18 protein-coding genes and 1 tRNA gene are annotated in these 19475 nt (G+C 73.3%); 7 read left to right on the top strand and 12 right to left on the bottom strand.

Going from position 1 to position 19475, the window contains the following annotated elements; translation table 11 throughout:
- Positions 1-53: 53 nt before the first annotated feature.
- On the bottom strand, positions 54-842 hold the full coding sequence (locus ACFY93_RS03430; RefSeq protein ID WP_391353574.1) for a ferritin-like domain-containing protein: 789 nt from the start codon (positions 840-842) through the stop codon (positions 54-56).
- A gap of 353 nt (positions 843-1195) precedes the next feature.
- On the bottom strand, positions 1196-2251 hold the full coding sequence (locus ACFY93_RS03425) for an LLM class F420-dependent oxidoreductase (RefSeq protein ID WP_391353179.1): 1056 nt from the start codon (positions 2249-2251) through the stop codon (positions 1196-1198).
- 152 nt (positions 2252-2403) lie between these two features.
- Between ACFY93_RS03425 and ACFY93_RS03420 the strand changes: the two genes are divergently transcribed.
- Complete coding sequence (locus ACFY93_RS03420; RefSeq protein ID WP_391353177.1) at positions 2404-3387, top strand: aldo/keto reductase; 984 nt, start codon at positions 2404-2406, stop codon at positions 3385-3387.
- Entirely contained in the window at positions 3384-5717 is a 2334-nt protein-coding gene (locus ACFY93_RS03415; protein WP_391353175.1) for a helix-hairpin-helix domain-containing protein, read from the top strand. The genes ACFY93_RS03420 and ACFY93_RS03415 overlap by 4 nt, the downstream gene beginning before the upstream one ends.
- 87 nt (positions 5718-5804) lie before the next feature.
- Here ACFY93_RS03415 and ACFY93_RS03410 read toward each other — a convergent pair whose 3' ends face one another.
- Entirely contained in the window at positions 5805-6521 is a 717-nt protein-coding gene (locus ACFY93_RS03410) for a hypothetical protein (RefSeq protein ID WP_391353174.1), read from the bottom strand.
- Between the two features lie 47 nt (positions 6522-6568).
- Here ACFY93_RS03410 and ACFY93_RS03405 point away from each other — a divergent pair, with 47 nt between their 5' ends.
- Positions 6569-6757 (top strand): DUF5703 family protein, encoded by a 189-nt coding sequence (locus ACFY93_RS03405; protein ID WP_033323315.1) that lies wholly within the window; start codon positions 6569-6571, stop codon positions 6755-6757.
- Positions 6758-6886: 129 nt separating this feature from the next.
- Here the strand turns inward: ACFY93_RS03405 and ACFY93_RS03400 are convergent, their stop codons facing one another.
- From ACFY93_RS03400 to ACFY93_RS03390, 3 genes are all read right to left on the bottom strand, one after another.
- Positions 6887-7681, bottom strand: coding sequence for a chaplin family protein (locus tag ACFY93_RS03400; protein ID WP_391353173.1), 795 nt, complete (start codon positions 7679-7681; stop codon positions 6887-6889).
- A gap of 148 nt (positions 7682-7829) precedes the next feature.
- Positions 7830-8063 carry a chaplin ChpH gene (gene chpH / locus ACFY93_RS03395; protein WP_391353171.1) on the bottom strand — a complete coding sequence of 78 codons (234 nt, stop codon included), beginning with the start codon at positions 8061-8063 and terminating at the stop codon, positions 7830-7832.
- 148 nt (positions 8064-8211) lie between these two features.
- Entirely contained in the window at positions 8212-9540 is a 1329-nt protein-coding gene (locus ACFY93_RS03390) for a M20/M25/M40 family metallo-hydrolase (RefSeq protein WP_391353169.1), read from the bottom strand.
- Between the two features lie 181 nt (positions 9541-9721).
- Between ACFY93_RS03390 and ACFY93_RS03385 the strand changes: the two genes are divergently transcribed.
- Positions 9722-9806, top strand: a tRNA-Leu gene (locus tag ACFY93_RS03385).
- A gap of 108 nt (positions 9807-9914) precedes the next feature.
- Positions 9915-10289, top strand: coding sequence for a YchJ family metal-binding protein (locus tag ACFY93_RS03380; RefSeq protein ID WP_391353167.1), 375 nt, complete (start codon positions 9915-9917; stop codon positions 10287-10289).
- A 42-nt stretch (positions 10290-10331) separates the two neighbouring features.
- On the opposite strand, the gene ACFY93_RS03375 is transcribed toward ACFY93_RS03380, so the two are convergent.
- Positions 10332-11033, bottom strand: coding sequence for an FCD domain-containing protein (locus ACFY93_RS03375; protein WP_391353165.1), 702 nt, complete (start codon positions 11031-11033; stop codon positions 10332-10334).
- 130 nt (positions 11034-11163) lie between these two features.
- Between ACFY93_RS03375 and ACFY93_RS03370 the strand changes: the two genes are divergently transcribed.
- On the top strand, positions 11164-11694 hold the full coding sequence (locus ACFY93_RS03370; RefSeq protein WP_391353163.1) for a gluconokinase, GntK/IdnK-type: 531 nt from the start codon (positions 11164-11166) through the stop codon (positions 11692-11694).
- A gap of 84 nt (positions 11695-11778) precedes the next feature.
- Positions 11779-13176 (top strand): gluconate:H+ symporter, encoded by a 1398-nt coding sequence (locus ACFY93_RS03365; RefSeq protein WP_391353161.1) that lies wholly within the window; start codon positions 11779-11781, stop codon positions 13174-13176.
- A 15-nt stretch (positions 13177-13191) separates the two neighbouring features.
- Here ACFY93_RS03365 and ACFY93_RS03360 read toward each other — a convergent pair whose 3' ends face one another.
- The 5 genes from ACFY93_RS03360 to ACFY93_RS03340 all read right to left on the bottom strand — a co-directional run bounded on the left by ACFY93_RS03360 (position 13192) and on the right by ACFY93_RS03340 (position 19380).
- Positions 13192-13953 (bottom strand): cytochrome b/b6 domain-containing protein, encoded by a 762-nt coding sequence (locus tag ACFY93_RS03360; RefSeq protein WP_391353159.1) that lies wholly within the window; start codon positions 13951-13953, stop codon positions 13192-13194.
- Positions 13937-14746 carry a molybdopterin-dependent oxidoreductase gene (locus tag ACFY93_RS03355; RefSeq protein ID WP_391353157.1) on the bottom strand — a complete coding sequence of 270 codons (810 nt, stop codon included), beginning with the start codon at positions 14744-14746 and terminating at the stop codon, positions 13937-13939. Before ACFY93_RS03355 ends, ACFY93_RS03360 begins: the two co-directional genes overlap by 17 nt.
- 112 nt (positions 14747-14858) lie before the next feature.
- Complete coding sequence (locus ACFY93_RS03350) at positions 14859-16427, bottom strand: APC family permease (RefSeq protein ID WP_391353155.1); 1569 nt, start codon at positions 16425-16427, stop codon at positions 14859-14861.
- Positions 16428-16468: 41 nt separating this feature from the next.
- Positions 16469-17419 carry a hypothetical protein gene (locus ACFY93_RS03345; RefSeq protein WP_391353153.1) on the bottom strand — a complete coding sequence of 317 codons (951 nt, stop codon included), beginning with the start codon at positions 17417-17419 and terminating at the stop codon, positions 16469-16471.
- A 305-nt stretch (positions 17420-17724) separates the two neighbouring features.
- A complete protein-coding gene (locus ACFY93_RS03340) occupies positions 17725-19380 on the bottom strand; it encodes an FAD-binding dehydrogenase (RefSeq protein ID WP_391353151.1) in 1656 nt (551 codons plus the stop codon).
- Positions 19381-19475 lie beyond the last annotated feature (95 nt).

The raw sequence follows: 19475 nt of genomic DNA, 5'->3' as shown, positions 1-19475 counted from the left end.
GGCTGTGACGCCCGTCGAGCGGTGCGGGCGGCCGTGCGACCCGTCGGCCGGGTCTACGCGAACTCGGGCGCCTGCGTCGCCGGTCCGCCGAGCGCGTCGCGCCGTTCGGGCATCCGGAGCGTCACCATGCGCCGCCAGCCCCACAGCCGCTCGTACGCGTACACGGCCCGGATGCCCGCGGCGAGCACCGCCGCCTTGGGGCGGGACCAGTGCAGGGCGCGGCCCATGTGGTCCGTCACGGCCAGGCTGACGTCCCGGTAGACGCGGATCTCGGCGCGCGCGCAGGCCCGCAGCGTCCGCTGGACGACCCGGCCGTGCCCCTCGTAGGCGAGGCGCAGCAGTTCCTCGTGGCAGTAGGCGAGGTGGTTGTCCTCGTCGTCGGCGATCATCCGCACCGCGCGGCCGATGTCCGGGTGGTCGGCGAAGTGCCCGCGCAGCATCCCCATCTGCTCCGAGGCGCGCTGTTCGGTGACCCGGCTGTGGGCGAGGTAGGTGATGAGGTCCCGCTCGGTCAGGGGTTCACGGCCGCGCAGCCTGTCGTGGGAGAGGCCGATGCCGCGCTGCTCCAGGAGCATCGTGTAGTCGGTCTCGGGCGGTACGTCGACGGGCGCGAGGCCGCGTCTGCGCAGCAGGGCGCGGAAGATCCGTCCGTGCTTGTCCTCGTCCGCGCCGTGCCGGCTGATCCTGGGCGCGAGTTCCCGCCGGCCGGGCGGGACGAGGGCGGCGATCCGCCCGTTCTCCCAGCCGCCCTGGGACTCGCCGCCGGCGGCGATGGAGCAGAAGAGCCGGAACGACTCGTCGTTGTCGAGGATCTCCTGGAACAGCCCCTTGGCCGAGAGCATCGCCGCCGCCTTCCCGGAGGTCGCCCCCACGGACTTCGCAGGACTCCGAGTCAACGGGCACGGTGGTGCGTCGGCAACCGAAGCGGCGGCCCGTTGAGCCGAACGAAGGACGCGCGGGGCCGTCCCCGGCGCCGCCGGGCTCGCGGGGCGGGCGAGTTCGCGGTGCCGGCGGGTTCGGCGCGTGACCGGCCGGGGTGCCGGAGCGTTCTCCCGGGAACGGCCGTGGCGGGGAGACCCCCGAGCCCCCACCGCGGCCGCGGAAACCTCTCCGCGCCACCTGCGCGGCGGTGCCCGGCCTTACGGCCGGGCCCGCACGGCGTCCGCCAGCCCCGCCCACGGCCGCCCCGGTGGGGTCACCCGAGGCCGGCGCGCTCCAGGGCCTCGGTGCCGGCCCGGAGCGAGGCCAGCCGGTCGTCCAGGGTGAATCCCGCGGGAGCGAGCGTGAGCGTGGTGACGCCGGCCGCCGCGTACGCCTTCATCCGGTCGGCGATGCGGTCGACGGAGCCGAGCAGCGTGGTCTGGTCGATGAGCGCGTGCGGGATCGCGGCGGCGGCGCCCTCCTTGTCGCCGGCGAGGTACTTGTCCTGGATCTCGGCGGCCTCCTTCTCGTACCCCATGCGCTGCGCGAGCCGGTTGTAGAAGTTCTGCTTGCGACTGCCCATGCCGCCGACGTACAGCGCGGTGTACGGGCGGAACATGTCGGCCAGCGCGGGCACGTCCTTGTCCTCGCCCAGCGCGAGCGGCAGCGTCGGGCAGACGTCGAAGCCCTCCATCGTGAGCCCGGCCTTCTCGCGGCCCGCGCGCAGCGGGGCGATGGCCGTGTCCTCCAGGTGCTCGGCCGAGGGGAAGATCAGCAGGGCGCCGTCGGCGATCTCGCCGGTCTGCTCCAGGTTCTTCGGGCCGATCGCGGCGATGTACAGCGGGATGTGCTCGCGCTCGGGGTGCACGGTCAGCTTGAGCGGCTTGCCGGGGCCGCCGGGCAGCGGCAGCGTCCAGTGCTCGCCCTCGTAGGAGAGGCGCTCGCGGGTCATCGCCCTGCGGACGATCTCCACGTACTCGCGGGTGCGGGCCAGCGGCTTGTCGAACCTGACGCCGTACCAGCCCTCGGAGACCTGGGGGCCCGAGACGCCGAGGCCGAGGCGGAAGCGGCCGCCGGACAGCGAGTCGAGGGTGGCGGCGGTCATCGCGGTCATCGCGGGCTGGCGGGCGGGGATCTGGAAGATGGCCGATCCCACGTCGATGCGCTCGGTCTGGGCCGCGACCCAGCTGAGCACGGTCGCCGCGTCGGAGCCGTAGGCCTCGGCGGCCCAGCAGACCGCGTAGCCGAGACGGTCGGCCTCCCGGGCGACGGCGAGATTGTCCGCGTCCATTCCGGCACCCCAGTAGCCGAGGTTGATCCCGAGCTGCATGGCCGATTCCCCTTACCGATCGGTAACGTACCTTGTGCCCGAGACCCTAGCGTGCGGGCCCGCGGCGGGGCGGGAACGGGTTCGCCGCTCGCGTGATTTCCGTTGTCCACAGGGCACCACGCGCCGGCGTCCGGACAGTAATCTCGGCGTCCATGGAGCAGAGGCATCTCGGCCGTACCGGCCTGCGTGTGTCCCGGATCGGACTCGGCACCCTCACCTGGGGCCGTGACACCGACGAGCACGACGCCGCGGACCTGTTGAAGGTGTTCTGGGAGGCGGGCGGGACCCTCGTCGACACCGCGGACGTGTACGGGGACGGGGAGGCCGAGTATCTGCTGGGCCGGCTCATGGAGGGGCTCGTCCCCCGCCGCGACCTGGTGGTGTCGACGAAGGCCGGCAGCGTCCCGGACCCCGACCGGCGCTTCGACGGCTCGCGGGGCCATCTGCTGGCCGCGCTCGACGCCTCGCTCCAGCGGCTCGGCACGGACTACGTGGACCTGTGGCAGATCCACGCCTTCGACCCGTGCACGCCGCTGGAGGAGACGCTCCAGGCACTCGACCTGGCCGTGAGCAGCGGCCGCGCCCGGTACGTCGGCGTGTCCAACTTCTGCGGCTGGCAGCTGACGAAGGCGGCGACCTGGCAGCTCGCGGCGCCCGGGACACGGACCCGGCTCGCCAGCACGCAGATGGAGTACTCCCTGCTGCAGCGGGGCGTGGAGCGGGAGGTGCTGCCGGCCGCGCTGGACCTGGGCGTCGGGCTGCTGCCCTCCTCGCCGCTGGGGCGGGGCGTGCTGACGGGCAAGTACCGCAAGGGGACGCCCGCCGACTCGCGGGGCGGGTCGGAGCATCTCGCCGCGTTCGTCGCGCCGTACCTCGACGACGCGGCGAACAGTGTCGTGGACGCGCTGGCGACCGCCGCGGACGGACTCGCCGCGACGCCGCTGCAGGTGGCGCTCGCCTGGGTCCGGGACCGGCCCGGGGTGGCCGCGCCCATCGTCGGCGCGCGCAACGCGCACCAGCTCACGGCGGCGTTGTCAGTGGAGACCCTTAGTCTTCCTGACGAGATCTGCCGGGCCCTCGACGACGTGTCGGCGCCGGTGCACCGCTATCCCGATCACGACTGGAGCACGCTGTGAGCACGGACCCCGCCAGCACGGAGCAGCCCGAGCCGGGGACCCCGGGCACCGGCCCGGAGCCCGGGGCCGCGGAGGCCGCCGGGGACGCCGGGGACCGGGACGAGGGCACGCCGGGGGCCGGGGCGGGCGCGGCCTCCGAAGGCGAGGGCGTCGAGGCCGACGGGGAGGCGGACGCGCCTGACACGGACACGGCCGACGGGGAGGCGGACGCGAAGGCGGAGGCGGACACCGCCGGCGGGGAGGCTCACGCGGCTGACGCGGAGGGGGGCACGGCCGACGCAGAGGGGGTCGGTGAGCCCGGCGCCGCGGGGGAGATGTCCGAGGCGGAGGCCGAACTGGCGGCTCAGCGGGAGCTTCAGGAGCGGATCGCCCGGCGCAAGGCCGAGAAGGCGGGGCCCATCGCCGCCGGTACCAAGCTCAGCGGCACCGCCGCCGATCTGCTCGCGGCCGTACGGGCCGTGGAGAGCGGCGAGAAGCCGGTGTCCGGCCCCTTCCCCGGGCCCGACCCCGCCCCCCGGCGGCAGGCACCCGCCCCCGCCGCGCCGCGCGAGCCCGCGCGGCAGGCGCCCGCGGCGGCCGCGCCCTCCGCGGCGAGCGCCGACGCCGTCCGCGCCGTGCTGACCGAGGGCGGCGCGCCCGGCTCCCTCGCCCTCCCGGCCGTGACCGCCCTGGGCGACGGCGCGGCGGACGCGCTGCGCTCCGACCCCTGGCTGCTGCTGCGCGTCCCCGGGGTGCGCCCCGAGCAGGCCGACACGTTCGCGCGGGCCCTGCTCGGCGCGGAGTGCGGCCCGGACGACGAGCGGCGCGGCCGCGCCGTCACCGGCTGGCTGCTGGAGCAGGCGGCCGTCGCCGGGCACACCGCGCTGGAGGCCCCGGCGCTCACCGCCGCGCTCGGGAGGTACGCGGTACCCGACCCGGACGCGGCCGTGCAGAGCGCCCTGGCCGAGGGAGAGGCGTTCGCCTTCCAGGACGCCCTGGAGACGACGGGCCCCGCGCGGGAGTCCGGCGACGGAGGCGAGGAGGGCGAGGAGCGGCCGGTCCGCGTCCTCATCGGCCTGGAGCGGTACGCCCTCGCGGAGGAGAGCCTCGCGGACGGCCTGGCCCGGATCGTCAACTCGCTGCCCAGGGAGGACGCCACGGACTGGAGCGGGGCGGCCGGGCGGGCGACCGGTTCCGCGGCCGAGCTGATCCGCGCCGCCGCCGGCCACGGTCTGGTCCTGCACACCGGCGGCGAGGCCTCCCGCGCGGAGGCGGCCGCGCTCGTCGCGGCGGCGCGCACGCTCGGGCTGCGGGCGTACGCGGCCACGCACACCCCGGACGGCCGCCGGCGTTTCACCGGACTGCTGCCCGCGCCGCCGGCCGAGGCCGCCGAGGCGGTGACGACCGTGGCCGGGCTGCTCTCCGGCGTCGAGGGCCCCGGCCGGGACGCGGACGGCGCCCTCCGCCTCGACCTGCTGGTGGTGCTCGACGCACCGCAGCTGGACGTGGAGAGCGCCGCCGCGCTGGCCGAGTCGCTGCCGGACGGTGCCCGCCTGGTGCTCAGCGGTGACCCGGGGGTGCTCTGGTCGGCGGGGCCCGGCCGGGTCTTCGCGGACCTCGTCGCCGCGCGGGTCTGCCCCCAGGTGGCATCCCGCACCCCGGACCCCGGGCCCGTGGGCGAGCTGGTCTCCGGGATCGGCATCGGCGAGCTCAACCAGATCGAGGCGCCCGGCAAGGAGGTCGTGATCGTGCCGGTCAGGGACGCCGCCGAGGCCGTCCACCGCACCGTGCAGCTCGTCGCCGACTCGGTGCCGCGGGCGATCGGCGTCCCGGACGCGCAGACGCAGGTGATCACGCCGGGTCACGGCGGCGCGGCCGGCACCCGCGCGCTGAACGCCGCGCTCAAGGAGCGGCTCAACCCGGGCCCCGGCCGGTTCGGCGGTTTCGACCCGGGTGACCGGATCGCCTACTCCCCCGCGCCGGGGCGTACGGCCCTGGGGCACGTGGTGGGCGCCGACGCGGAGGGGCTGCGCCTGGAGTGCGCGGGCACCGCCGTCGTCGTACCGAGGGAGCGGGTCGAGCAGTCCGTGCGGCACGGCTGGGCGCTGACCGCGCACCAGGCGGCCGGCCTGCGCTCGCCCGCCGTCGTCGTGGTGCTCCCCGGTGATGCGGCTCAGGCGCTGACCAGGCCCTGGGTGTACACGGCCTTCGGCCGGGCGGAGCGCCATCTGTCGGTCGTCCACGGCGTCGACCAGGCGCTGCCGCGGGCGGTCGCGGAGGTTCCGCAGAAGCCGCGCACCACCCGCCTGCCGGTGCTGCTCAGGACGCAGGTCCCCTCGGCCGCTGGCTGACCCGCCGCGCCGGCCGGCCGTACGGCGGCGGGGGTGGTGATCACCGTGACCCGGTGATCGCCACCCCCGCCGCCGTGTGCGAGATGCTCAGCGGTCCTCGTCGTCCGCCACGTCGTCCGCGTCGGCCAGGCCGCCGCCCACCAGCTCGGTGTCCGGGGCGAGGTCGTCCTCCAGCTCGTCGTCCAGCTCGTCGTCGAAGACGGAGCTCACGTCGAAGCGGCAGACGACCCGCTGCGCGTCGACCTCGTCGAAGGGCGCTTCGAGCCAGTCGCCGGGCTCCGCGGGTTCGTCCGCTGCCGTGACCCAGAGGGTCGAGTCGCCCTCCTCCAGGCCGAACTCCTTGTGCCGCGAGGCGATCTCGTCCGGTTCGAACTCGCCGAACAGGACGCCGAGCGCCCCGTGGACCGTGCCGGACGCCGCGTCGAAGCCCGCCGTGGCGGTGGCCCCCTCCTCCTCGACGGCCTCCACGCGCTCGGCCTGCGCCAGCAGCCGCTGCGGCTCCACCACCGCGTAGTCCCGGCGGATCAGCACGCTCAGCGCGTTCGGCTCCTCGGGGCCCTCGTACCGGGGCAGCGTGTCCTCGGCGCCGGGGATCTCGAAGGGCGTGACCTCGTCGTAGCGGTCGTAGAGCAGTTCGTCGTACTCCTCGGCGGCGGCGGCCAGCTCGTTGAACGCCTCGTAGACGGCCGGGTCGTCGTCCCCCGTCCTGCGCTCGACCGCGGCCAGGTGGCGGTCGAGCGCGGTCTTGACCGCCTCGGCGGCGGCACGTACCTCGGCAGCGGTGGGCTGCGCAGCATCAGACATAGTGCAGACGCTATCCGTACCGGGCCTCTGCCCGCACAATAGATGCGATGCCGGAATACGAATTTGTCGACGTGTACGTGCCGCGCGGGGTGTCCCGCAAGGAGACGACACGCCTGCTGACGGACCACGCGGAGTACGGACACTGGGAGTTGGACCGCCTCAGCCTGCACCCGGACGGGAGTCGCAGGGTGCGGCTGCGCCGACGGATCATCCGCCAGGTGCGCGCCACCTGGTGAGCGAGAGAACGGAACGGAGTGGGCCCCGCCGCGGCGGGGCCCACTCCGTTTCCTCCGGCACACGTGCTCATGGCACGGGCGTCGCCGCCGCGGGCCCGTCCGCCGGGCCCGCGGGCGCGCGCCGGGCGGTCACGCCGCAGCGCGCGCCTTGCGGTAGAGCACGGCGCCGCCGAGCAGCGCGCCCGCGCCGGCCGGCAGCAGCAGGCCGAGCGGCATGTCGCTGCCGGTGTGGGCGAGCTGGTCAGTGCCCTCGGGGTGGGTGACGGTCCGCGTCCCCGGGGTGTTGCCGTGCGAGGAGCCGCCGGGAGGCGTCTCGTGACCACCACCGGGGGGCGTCTCGTGACCGCCGCCCGGGGGCGTCTCGTGACCGCCGCCCGGGGGCGTCTCGTGGCCACCACCGGGAGGCGTCTCGTGACCGCCGCCGGGAGGCGTCTCGTGGCCACCGCCCGGAGGCGTGGTGTGGCCGCCGCCCGAGTCGTTGGCGCACTTGTTGCCCGCCGCCGGGTTGCCGAGCCCCACCACGTTCACGCTGTTGCCGCACACGTTGACGGGCACGTCGACCGGGACCTGCACGTGGTTGCCGGAGCCGACGCCCGGGGAGCCGCTGGTGTGACCGCCGGCGTGCGAGCCGCCGCCGTGGGAGTCCCCGTGCGAACCGCCGCCGTGCGCACCGCCGTGGCCGCCCCGGTTGACGCAGGTGTTGCCCACCGCCGGGTTGAGCAGTCCGATGACGTTCACGGTGTTGCCGCAGACGTTGACCGGGACGTGAACCGGTGCCTGGACGGTGTTGCCCGACAGCACGCCGGGAGAGTCCGAAGCGGAGCCGTACGCACCCGAGTCGGCGTGTGCGTAGCCACCTGTGGCGGCGAGTACGCCGGTCGCGGCCGCCACGGTCATCAGGCCCTTGCGGGTGACCTGTCGCATAGCTGATTTCCTGCCTTAGCCCTTGTCGTGGACTGCGTGGGAGGCGCGCACGGGACGACGTGCGCGCGGAAAGGCCGGTCGGCTCCGGAGCGCAGCGCGTGCGCTCCGGAGCCGACGGACTCAGAACCTCATGGGGTGAGGAACGACGTCAGTCGTTGACGCAGGTGTTGCCGAAGGCCGGGTTCAGCAGCCCGATCACGGAAACGGTGTTGCCGCAGACGTTCACGGGGACGTGAACGGGGACCTGGACCACGTTGCCGGAGAGGACACCCGGGGAGTGCACGGCGGCACCCTGGGCGCCCGAGTCGGCGGCGGCCAGACCCGCACCCGCGAGAACCAGGCCACCGGTGGCGGCCGCGATGGCGGCAACCTTCTTGATCATTATTCCTCCTAGTTGGCAAGAGCGGTCCAAGCCTCGGACCGCATGATCTGTAACGAGGAGGGAGTAATGGAGCTACGAGCTTATGGTCGGATTCACTCTTCTCAGTCAACTCCGTACACGCTGGCGAATGCCGGGAGCCGCCTCCGGCTCACGACGCCTCGATGAACCGGTCGAGCACCCGGACGCCGAACTTCAGCGCGTCGACCGGGACCCGCTCGTCGACGCCGTGGAACATGCCCGCGAAGTCCAGCTCCGGCGGCAGCTTCAGCGGCGCGAAGCCGAAGCAGCGGATGCCGAGGTCGTCGAAGGACTTGGCGTCGGTACCGGCGGAGAGCATGTACGGCACGGCCCGGGCGATCGGGTCCTCGGCGGACAGCGCGGTCTGCATGGCGTCGACGAGGGCTCCGTCGAAGGTGGTCTCCAGCGCCTTGTCCGCGTGCACGTCCTCGCGCCTCACCCGCGGGCCGAGGACGCGGTCCAGGTCCGCGAGGAACTCCTCCTCGTACCCCGGCAGATAGCGGCCGTCGACGTGCGCGGTGGCCTGCCCCGGGATCACGTTCACCTTGTAGCCCGCGCCCAGCTGGGTCGGGTTCGCGGTGTTCTGGAGCGAGGCGCCGATCAGCTTGGCGATGCCGCCGAGCCTGGCGAGCGTCTCGTCCATGTTCTCGGGGTCCAGTTCGGTGCCGAGCGCGTCGCCGAGTTCGTCGAGGAAGTGCCGCAGCGTCTTGGTCACCCGGACCGGGAAGGTGTGCCGGCCGAGCCGGCCCACGGCCTCGGACAGCTCGGTGATGGCGTTGTCCCGGTGGATCATCGAACCGTGCCCGGCGGTGCCGTCCACGGTCAGCTTCATCCAGTGCATGCCCTTCTGGGCGGTCTCGACGAGATAGAGCCGCAGCTTCTCGTTGACCGTGAAGGAGAAGCCGCCGACCTCGCCGATCGCCTCCGTGACGCCCTCGAAGAGCTCCGGGTGCCTGTCGACCAGGTGCCGCGCGCCCCACGTACCGCCCGCCTCCTCGTCCGCGAGGAAGGCGAGGACGATGTCCCGCGGGGGCTTGCGGCCGGTGCGCATCCGCTCGCGTACGACCGCGAGGGTCATCGCGTCCATGTCCTTCATGTCGACCGCGCCGCGGCCCCACACGCAGCCGTCCGCGATCTCCCCGGAGAACGGGTGGTGCGTCCAGTCCGCCGCGTTCGCCGGTACGACGTCGGTGTGGCCGTGGATGAGCAGCGCGGGCCGCGAGGGGTCCTCGCCCTCGATGCGGGCCACCGTGGAGGCGCGCCCCTGGTGCGACTCGAAGATGCGGGGTTCGAGGCCGACCTCGGCGAGCTTCTCGGCCACGTACTCGGCGGCCTTGCGCTCGCCCGGCCCCGAGTGGTCCCCGTAGTTGCTGGTGTCGATCCGGATCAGCTCGCGGCAGAGGTCCACGACCTCGTCCTCGCCCGAGACCGGGCTCCCTGCCGTGTTCGACTCGCTCACGCTGCTTCCTCCCACTGTCGCTGCCGACGGTCCCCCTCATCCTGCCTCCGACCCGGTCGCGCCCCAAGGCCGGACCCGGCCCGTCACACGCCGTCCACACGGCAAAGGGGGTGATCAGGGGTGCTCGAAAGCCTGGTAATGTTTTCTCTGTCGCCGCGGGAGACCGCGCGGCAGACACCTTGTCCGGGTGGCGGAATGGCAGACGCGCTAGCTTGAGGTGCTAGTGCCCTTTATCGGGCGTGGGGGTTCAAGTCCCCCCTCGGACACTTCAGTCGAACGAGGGCCGCGATCACATGATCGCGGCCCTCGTTCGTCGTCGTGGGGGTACGGGAGCGGGCGGTGGCTCGCGCGGCCGGAGACGGCACAATGGCGGCATGACCTCGCCCTCCTGTCCCTGCGGCCTGCCGAAGACCTATGCCGAGTGCTGCGGCCGCTTCCACCGGGGCGAGGCCGCGGCTCCGACGGCCCAGGCCCTCATGCGGTCCCGGTACAGCGCCTTCGTGAAGCGGGACGAGGCGTATCTGCTGCGGACCTGGCATCCGGCGAAGCGGCCCGCGCGCGTGGAGTTCGACGGCGGGACGCGGTGGACCGGGCTGGAGATCGTGGACGCCACCGACGGCTCCGCCTTCCATGCCACCGGGACCGTGACGTTCCGGGCCTCGTACCGCGGCGGCTCGCTGCACGAGCGGAGCCGGTTCGAGAGGGCCGACGGCGCCTGGGTGTACGTCGACGGGGACTTCCTGGAGTGACCCGCCCCGCGGGGCGGGCGGCCACCAGCCGGGTCCCGCGCCTCAGGGCGCCAGGATGTCCAGTTCCTGGAGGGCGCCGACGGTGATCTCGCGGGTGAGTTCCTCGGCGCGGACGGCGTCGCCCTCGCGGACCGCCTCGGCGACCCCGACGTGCAGGGTGACGGCGGCCGGGTCGGGGTCCTCGAACATGACCTCGTGATGGGTGCGTCCGGCGAGGACCTCGGCGACGACGTCACCGAGGCGGGCGAACATCTCGTTGCCCGAGGCGTTGAGGATCACCCGGTGGAAGGCGATGTCGTGGACCAGGTACCCCTCCAGCTGCTGGCCGCGTGAGGTGGCGACCATGCCCAGGGCGCACTCCGTCAGCTCGGCGCACTGGGCGGCCGTGGCGTGCCGTGCGGCCAGGCCCGCGGCGACGGGTTCCAGGGCGGAGCGCAGCACGGTGAGCGAGCGCAGCTGGTGCGGGCGGTCGGCGCCGGCCAGCCGCCAGCGGATGACCTGCGGGTCGTAGACGTTCCATTCGGCCTTGGGGCGGACGGTCACGCCGACGCGGCGGCGGGACTCCACCAGGTGCATGGACTCCAGGACGCGGACGGCCTCGCGCATGACGGAGCGCGACACCTCGAAACGCTGCGCCAGTTCGTCCGTGCGCAGCACGCTCCCGGGTGGATACTCCCCCGCGGTGATGGCGGGCCCGAGGGTGTCCAGTACATGTCCGTGCAGCCCCCGGCCCCGTGTGGTCATGAGGTCAGCGTACGAGGACAGCGCTCCGAACAAAAAGTCAGACTTATACGTCACAGACTCTTGAATTCGTCGTACCTAATAGGTTTCAGTGTCGTCGACATCAGATGTCGACGAAGACAGCGAGCGCAGAATGAAGCAGCAGAGTCGCAGCCCCCTCGTGATCGTGGTCATGGGGGTCGCGGGTACCGGCAAGACCACCATCGGTCCTCTGCTGGCGGACCGGCTCGGCGTCCCGTACGCCGAGGGCGACGACTTCCACCCCGAGGCCAACGTCGCCAAGATGTCGGCCGGGACCCCGCTCACCGACGACGACCGCCGGCCGTGGCTCGACGCCATCGGCCGGTGGGCGCACGGCCGGGCGGAGCTCGGCGGGGTGGTCAGCAGTTCGGCGCTGAAGCGGAGTTACCGCGACCGGTTGCGGGCAGCCGCTCCCGGAGTCGTCTTCGTGCATCTGACCGGTGACCGGAAACTGATCGAGGACCGGATGTCGCACCGCCAGGGCCACTTCATGCCGACGGCGCTCCTGCACTCCCAGTTCGCCACCCTCCAGCCGCTCCAGGCGGACGAGGCGGGTGTCGCCGTGGACGTCTCCGGCAGCCCCGAGGAGATCACCGAGCGGGCCGTCACCGCTCTCGATGCCCTGGCCCGACCCTCGCGGTAGTCCCGCCGGGCCGCCCCTGGCCGCTTCCCGGCCCGGGGCCCCTTCCCCCGCACCCCCGTCCCCGTACACACAAGGGAAACCACCGTGACCAGACTCAGCGCCGAGATACTGGCAGCGGACACTGTCGAGCCGATCACCTCCGCGGGCCACGCCCAGCTGGGCATCGCCGTGCTCGCAGGCATCGCCGTCATCGTCCTGCTCATCACCAAGTTCAAGTTGCACGCCTTCCTGGCGCTGACCATCGGGTCGCTGGCCCTCGGCGCGTTCGCCGGGGCGCCCCTGGACAAGGTCATCGCCAGCTTCTCCAGCGGGCTCGGCTCCACCGTCGCCGGTGTGGGCGTCCTGATCGCCCTCGGCGCGATCCTCGGCAAGATGCTCGCCGACTCCGGCGGCGCGGACCAGGTCGTGGACACGATCCTGGCCCGGTCGAGCGCCCGGTCCATGCCGTGGGCGATGGTGCTGATCGCCTCCGTCATCGGTCTGCCGCTGTTCTTCGAGGTCGGCATCGTGCTGCTGATCCCGGTGGTGCTGATGGTCGCCAAGCGCGGCAACTACTCCCTGATGCGCATCGGCATCCCCGCCCTCGCCGGCCTGTCCGTGATGCACGGCCTGGTCCCGCCGCACCCCGGTCCGCTGGTCGCGATCGACGCGGTCGGCGCCAACCTCGGTGTCACGCTGGCGCTGGGTGTCCTGGTGGCCGTCCCGACGGTGATCATCGCCGGTCCGGTGTTCTCGAAGTACGCGGCCCGCTGGGTGGACGTCCCCGCTCCCGACCGCATGATCCCGCAGCGCGCCTCCGAGCAGCTCGACAAGCGGCCGAGCTTCGGCGCCACCCTCGCCACGATCCTGCTGCCGGTCGTGCTGATGCTCGCCAAGGCCCTCGTCGACATCATCGTCGACGACCCCGGCCACCTGGTGCAGCGCGTCTTCGACGTCATCGGCTCGCCGCTGATCGCCCTGCTCGCCTCCGTGCTCTTGGGCATCTTCACGCTGCTGCGGCCCGCGGGCTTCGCCAAGGACCGCGTCTCGGGCCTCGTCGAGAAGGGCCTCGCGCCCATCGCGGGCATCCTGCTGATCGTCGGCGCGGGCGGCGGCTTCAAGCAGACGCTGATCGACTCCGGGGTGGGCCAGATGATTCTGGAGATCTCCAAGGACTGGTCGATCCCGGCGCTGCTGCTGGCCTGGCTGATCGCGGTGGCGATCCGACTGGCCACCGGCTCGGCGACCGTGGCCACCGTCTCGGCGGCCGGCCTCGTCGCCCCGCTCGCGGCCGACATGTCGACGACCCACGCGGCCCTGCTGGTCCTGGCCATCGGCGCCGGCTCGCTCTTCTTCAGCCACGTCAACGACGCCGGCTTCTGGCTGGTGAAGGAGTACTTCGGCCTGAACGTCGGGCAGACCGTCAAGACCTGGTCCGTCATGGAGACGATCATCTCGGTGGTCGCCGGCGGTCTTGTCCTGCTCCTGTCCCTGGTCATCTAGGGACTCTCGTCCGGATCAGGCCCCGCGGCCCCGGCCTGATCCGGACGGGCGGTCCTGCGTACGACCACGGCTCGCCCTCCCGTCCCCGTCCCCGTTCCCGTCTCCCCAGGCCGCCCACGGGCGCCACAAGGGGTGTTCCCGCTCGGCCCACTCACGGCTCACCGAGCCCGTGCGCAGGCCGCGGCGGGCCTCTGGGTCGGCGAGGGCCATGCCGATGTGGCCGCCGAGGACGACGCCGACGGTCAGGGCGAGCCAGTCGTGCACGAATGTCGCGCTGGTCCGCCACATCAGCGGGGTGAGGTGGGTGAACCACATCAGGAGACCCGTGCCCAGCATCACCAGCGCGGCGCCGGCGATCCAGGCCGCGTAGGTCTTCTGCCCCGCGTTGAACTTGGCCGCCGGGCGCGCCGGGCCGCGCGTGTCCCGGCGCAGTGCGGCACGCAGCCAGGCCCGGTCGTGCGGGCCCCAGCGGTTGAGGCGTCCCAGATCCGCGCGGAAGGCGCGGGAGGCGAGCCCCGCGAGGACGGGTACGGGCAGCAGCAGCCCGGCCCACTCGTGCACCGTGACGACGAGCGCGCGGCGGCCCACGAGTTCGGCGAACGTCGGGATGTAGAGGCAGGCGGCCGTCGCCACGCACAGGCCCATCAGCACGGCCGTCGCCCGGTGCACCCAGCGCTCGGCCCGGGTGAAGCGGGGCACGCGCGAGGGGCGTACGGAGGGCGCGGCGGGCCCGGCCGCCCCGGGCGTCTCGGACGTGCTGTCAGCTCGTGGGTTCATCGCCCCGCCCGTTCGATCTGCCGACCCACGCGTCCACGTCGTAGCCGCGGTGCTCCCAGTACCCGGGACGGACGTCCTCGGTGAGCTCGACGCCGGAGAGCCACTTGGCGGACTTGTAGAAGTACATGGGGGCCACGTAGAGGCGGACGGGGCCGCCGTGGCTGTGGCCGAGGTCCTCGTCCCGCATCCGCAGGGCCACCAGGACGTCCGCGCGGCGGGCCTGGTCGAGGGTGAGGCTCTCCGTGTACGCGCCGTCGAAGCAGCGGAAGCGGACCGCCCTGGCCGACGGGCGTACTCCCGCGGCGTCCAGCAGCCGGGACAGCCGCACCCCCTCGAACGGGGTGCCGGGCACCCGCCAGCCCGTGACGCACTGGACGTCGCGCACGAGCCGGGTCTGCCGCAGCGCGCGCAGGTCGGCGAGGGTGTAGCTCTTCGGGTGGTCGACCAGTCCGCCGACGGTGAGGCGGTAGTCGCTCTCGTCCTTGTGCGGGACGGAGGACGTCACCGAGTAGTAGCGGAAGCCGCCGCCGTTGGGGAGCAGTCCGGTCAGGCCGGTGGGGTCGCGGTCGGCGGCGCCGCCGAGGAAGGACTCCAGGCCGCGCTGGAGCGTGGGGGCGGCCAGCACGCCCAGCGCGCCGAGCCCCAGGGTGCCGAGGAGGACCCGGCGGCCGATGGGCGCCCCCTGTTCCCGGGGGTGTCCGTCCTCCGGTTCCCCGGTATCCGGCTCTCCGCGCTCCGGTTCCCCGTGCTCCGGTTCCTCGGTCTCCGGTTCTTCGGGGTGTTCTCGTGTCACCTCTTGATTCGAACACCCGCCACCCCCGTTCGGCCAGGGGAGACGGGTGCCCGTCAGGATTCCGTAACCAGTGCCCCACGGAACACCGTGACCATTGCCCCGCGTACGCGCCTCAGGGGGCCGGGTCTGCGGCCTTGTCGAGCTGGAAGGCCTCGTTGCCGAGGCCGATCCTCGCGTGTGCCTCGGGCCTGCGGGAGCGCAGGACGAGGCCCTGGACCAGGCCGGCGACGAGTGCGGCCCCGATGATGCCGGGCAGCAGCCAGCTCAGCGAGGAGCCGGGGCCGGCCCCGACGAGGACGTCGAAGTCCTTGACCGTGTATCCGGCGATGACGAGCAGCGCGATCCCCGCGAGTGCCGACGCCACGAGGCGCCACGCCTGGGCGCGGGCGGCGCCGCGGCGGGCGAAGAACACGATGACGGAGAGGGAGGCGGCGGCCATCAGCACGATGACGCCGAGGGCGCCGACGTTGCCGAACCAGGTGAAGAGGTGGAGCACGGGCGCGGTCGGGTCGCCGGTCGGCTTGTCGTCGGCCACGGCGAAGGCGACGACGGCGATCAGGGCGACGGCGGTCTGCAGCAGGGAGCCGGTGCCGGGGGCGCCGTTCGTGCCGGTGGTGCGGCCGAAGGCGGAGGGCAGCAGGCCCTCGCGGCCCATGGCGAACGCGTACCGGGCGACCACGTTGTGGAAGCTGAGCATCGCGGCCAGCATCCCGGTGACGAACAGGACGTGCAGGACGTCGGTGAAGGTGGTGCCGAGCCGCGACTCGGTGAGGAAGAACAGCAGCCCGGCGCTCTGCTTCTGGGAGAGGCCGACGATCGCGGAGGGCCCGGCGGCCACCGTGAGCGCCCAGGAGCTGAGGGCGAAGAAGACGGCGACCCCGGAGACCGCGAGGAACATGACACGCGGGACCAGGATGTGCGGCCTGCTGGTCTCCTCCGCGTACACGGGGGCCTGCTCGAAGCCGAGGAAGGCCGCGATGCAGAAGCACAGCGCGGTGCCGATGCCCGCCCCGGTGAGCGTGTCCGGGTTGAACGCGTGCAGGGACAGCCCCTCCTTGGCGGGGTCGGCGACCGCCGCGACGTCGAAGACGACGACGAGGACGACCTCGATCAGCAGGAGGACGCCCAGCACGCGCGCGTTGACGTCGATCTTCAGCCAGGCGAGCACACCGACGGCGAGCACGGCGGCCAGCGCGGGCACCCACCAGACGACCTCGACGTCGAGGTAGGTGGCGCACAGCCCGGAGACCTCGAAGCCGAAGATGCCGTAGATGCCGACCTGGAGCGAGCTGTAGGCGACGAGCGCGACCAGGGCGGCCCCGGCGCCCGCGGTGCCCCCGAGACCGCGCGAGATGTACGCATAGAAGGCGCCCGCGTTGTGGACATGACGGCTCATCTCGGCGTATCCGACGCTGAAGAGCGCGAGGACCAGGCCGAGGACGACGAAGAGGAGGGGCTGTCCGACGACCCCCATCACCGCGAATGTGGTGGGCATGACACCCGCGACGACCATGAGGGGCGCGGTGGCCGCCAGGACGGACAGCAGCAGCCCTCCCGTGCCCAGCCGGTCGGCGCGCAGGGCGCGGTCCTGGCCCTTGAAGGTGCTGATGCCGCCGTCCGCGGCGGCGGCTCTCGCCTTGCTCGGAGAGGTGCTCGGCGTGCTCGAACTGCCCGTGGTCATCGCGGGGTCGCCCTTTCGGCTGGTCGGTTTCATCGGGGGTCTCAGGCCGTGCCGAGCGCGCCGGCGCGTGCGGTACGGAAGGCGACGGACGGATCGCGGTCCGGGTACGACCACGGGGTGGGGGTGGCGTGCGGTCCGATGCGGTGGAAGAGGGCGGCAGCCTCGGCGCCCCGGCCCTCGCACGACTTGGCGTGGGCCAGGTAGTTCAGGTCGACGTGACGGCGTGGGTGGCCCTCGTGCTCCCATTCCAGCCACCAGTCGAAGGCCGCCTTCATCACCTGGCGCGCCCGGCGTCCGACCCAGTGCCCGGAGGCGGCGGGGTCGGCGGGCTCGCTCCCGGCGGTGGCGAGGACGCGGTAGCGCTCGGCGTGGGCGACGACCGGGAGGATGGCGAGCGGGGAATCGGCCGGGGCCTGTTCGGCGGCCCAGTTCGCGAAGTCGTAGACCTCGTGCAGCGGGTCCTGTCCGGCGCCGGCGCGGCGCTCGGCGAGCCGGGCGACCATCAGGTGGTGGGCGTGGTGGTGGTCGGCGTGCCGCAGGCGCACCTCGTCGAAGAGCCGGACCACGTCCTCCTCGGTGCCGAGGGTGCGTTCCAGGAGGAGCATGCCGAGCCACGGAGTGGGGTCGGCGGGGGCCAGCCCGGCCGCGGCGCGGCAGGCCTCGCGGGCCCGCTCGGGCCGCTCCCTGCCGCCGAGAGCGCTCTCGACGGTGGCGCAGGCGAGCAGAACGGAGGCATCGGCCGACTCGGCTTCGGCGAGCAGCCAGTCGCGGACCCAGGCGCGGGCGGCGGGCTCGCGGGCGAGGACGGTGACCCGGTGCCCGCGCCGGTCCCAGTCGTCGCCGGTCGCGGCCAGCAGGGCGCGGACGGCGGCCCAGCGGCCCTGGGTGAGGGCGGCGCGCGCGGTGACGAGTTCGGCGTCGTCGAGGGCGGCGTCGAAGACGTGGGCCGCGCGCTTGCGACCGCGGCCGAGGGGTGGCGGAGGTGGGGGCACCGCGGGCATTCCTCACAAGGTGCGCATTGTCAGGGGCTGATCACGGACAGCCAACCCGGAGCCAATGCTTCCCGTCAAGGGCAGACTGTGCCCTTACACGTGTCAACACACCCGACACGCCGTGGAGTTGACCCCGGGCCCGGGTCCGGACCGCCGCCAGCCCGGATCCGTGCCGCCACCCGGCCGGGTCCGGTCCGCCACCGGCCGGGCCAGGCCGGCCGGGACTCAGCCCACCACGCGGGACTCAGCCCACCACTCGGGACTCAGCCCACCGCCCGAAGCTCAGTCCACCCATCACCCGAAGCTCAGTCCACCGCGCGGGCCGCCGCCCGCCCCGCGGCGCGGCCGGAGAACAGGCAGCCGCCGAGGAAGGTGCCCTCCAGCGACCGGTAACCGTGCACGCCGCCGCCGCCGAACCCGGCGGCCTCCCCCGCGGCGTACACGCCGGGCAGCGGGGTGCCGCCCTCGGTGAGCACGCGCGCGGAGAGGTCGGTCTCCAGGCCGCCCAGGGACTTGCGGGTGAGGATGTTGAGGCGCACGGCGATCAGCGGGCCGGCCTTCGGGTCGAGGATGCGGTGCGGCGCCGCCGTGCGGATCAGCTTGTCGCCGAGGTAGGCGCGGGCGCCGCGCATGGCGGTCACCTGGAGGTCCTTGGTGAACGGGTTGGCGATCTCCCGGTCCCGTTCGGTGATCACGCGGCGCAGCGCGGCCTCGTCGATGAGCGGCTCCTCGGTGAGCGCGTTCATCCCCCGGACCAGGGCGCCCAGGTCCTTCTCGACGACGAAGTCGGCTCCGTGGTCCATGAACGCCTTGACGGGGCCGGGCACCTCGGTCCGCGCCCGCTCGAACACACCCCGGACGGACTTGCCCGTGAGGTCGGGGTTCTGTTCGGAGCCGGAGAGGGCGAACTCCTTGCCGATGATCTTCTGGTCGAGCACGAACCAGGTGTGGTCGTACCCGGTGCCCATGATGTGTTCGAGGGTGCCGAGCGTGTCGAAGCCGGGGAAGAGCGGCACGGGCAGCCGGTTGCCGCGCGCGTCGAGCCAGAGCGAGGAGGGGCCGGGCAGGATGCGGATGCCGTGGTTCTCCCAGATGGGGCTCCAGTTCTGGATGCCCTCGGTGTAGTGCCACATGCGGTCGCGGTTGATGTGGTGGGCTCCCGCGTCCTCGGCGATGCCGATCATCCGGCCGTCGACGTGTGCGGGCACCCCGGAGATCATCCGCCGGGGCGGGCTGCCGAGGCGCTCGGGCCAGTTCGCGCGTACCAGGTCGTGGTTGCCGCCGATCCCGCCCGAGGTGACGATCACCGCCTGCGCCCGGAACTCGAAGGAGCCGGTGGCCTCCCGGCTGCTGGCCTCGCCGCGTTCGGCCGCCGAGGGCTCCAGGATCTCGCCGGTGACCGTGTCGACGGCGCCCGCGCTGCGCCCGAGGCCGGTGACGCGGTGGCGGAACGCCAGGCGGACCAGGCCCTTCGCGACCCCGGCCCGCACCCGGCGCTCGAAGGGGGCGACGAGGCCGGGTCCGGTGCCCCAGGTGATGTGGAAACGGGGTACGGAGTTGCCGTGCCCGCCCGCGTCGTAGCCGCCGCGCTCGGCCCAGCCGACCACCGGGAAGAAGCGGACACCCTGCCGGTGCAGCCAGGAGCGCTTCTCGCCGGCCGCGAAGTCGACATACGCCTCGGCCCACTTGCGCGGCCAGTGGTCCTCCGGACGGTCGAACGCGGCCGTGCCCATCCAGTCCTGGAGGGCGAGCGCGTGGCTGTCCTTGATCCGCATCCGGCGCTGTTCCGGCGAGTCGACGAAGAAGAGGCCGCCGAAGGACCAGTGGGCCTGGCCGCCGATCGACTGCTCGGGCTCCTGGTCGAGGAGGATCACCGTACGGCCGGCGTCGACGAGCTCCGCGGTCGCCGCGAGTCCCGCCAGACCCGCCCCGATCACGATCACGTCCGCGTCGTACGCCATGCGCCCGCCCTCTCTGGTGTTCCCTGGGGTTCTCCGGTGTTCCCGCTGGTCGGGACCCCGTAATTACCGGTCGGTCAGATCCTTGGGTACGGGAG

It is taken from the genome of Streptomyces sp. NPDC008313, from assembly GCF_042956125.1.
GTDB lineage: Bacteria > Actinomycetota > Actinomycetes > Streptomycetales > Streptomycetaceae > Streptomyces.
The sequence above is the reverse complement of the archived record's forward strand: the minus strand, read 5'-3'. Positions and strand labels throughout refer to the sequence as shown.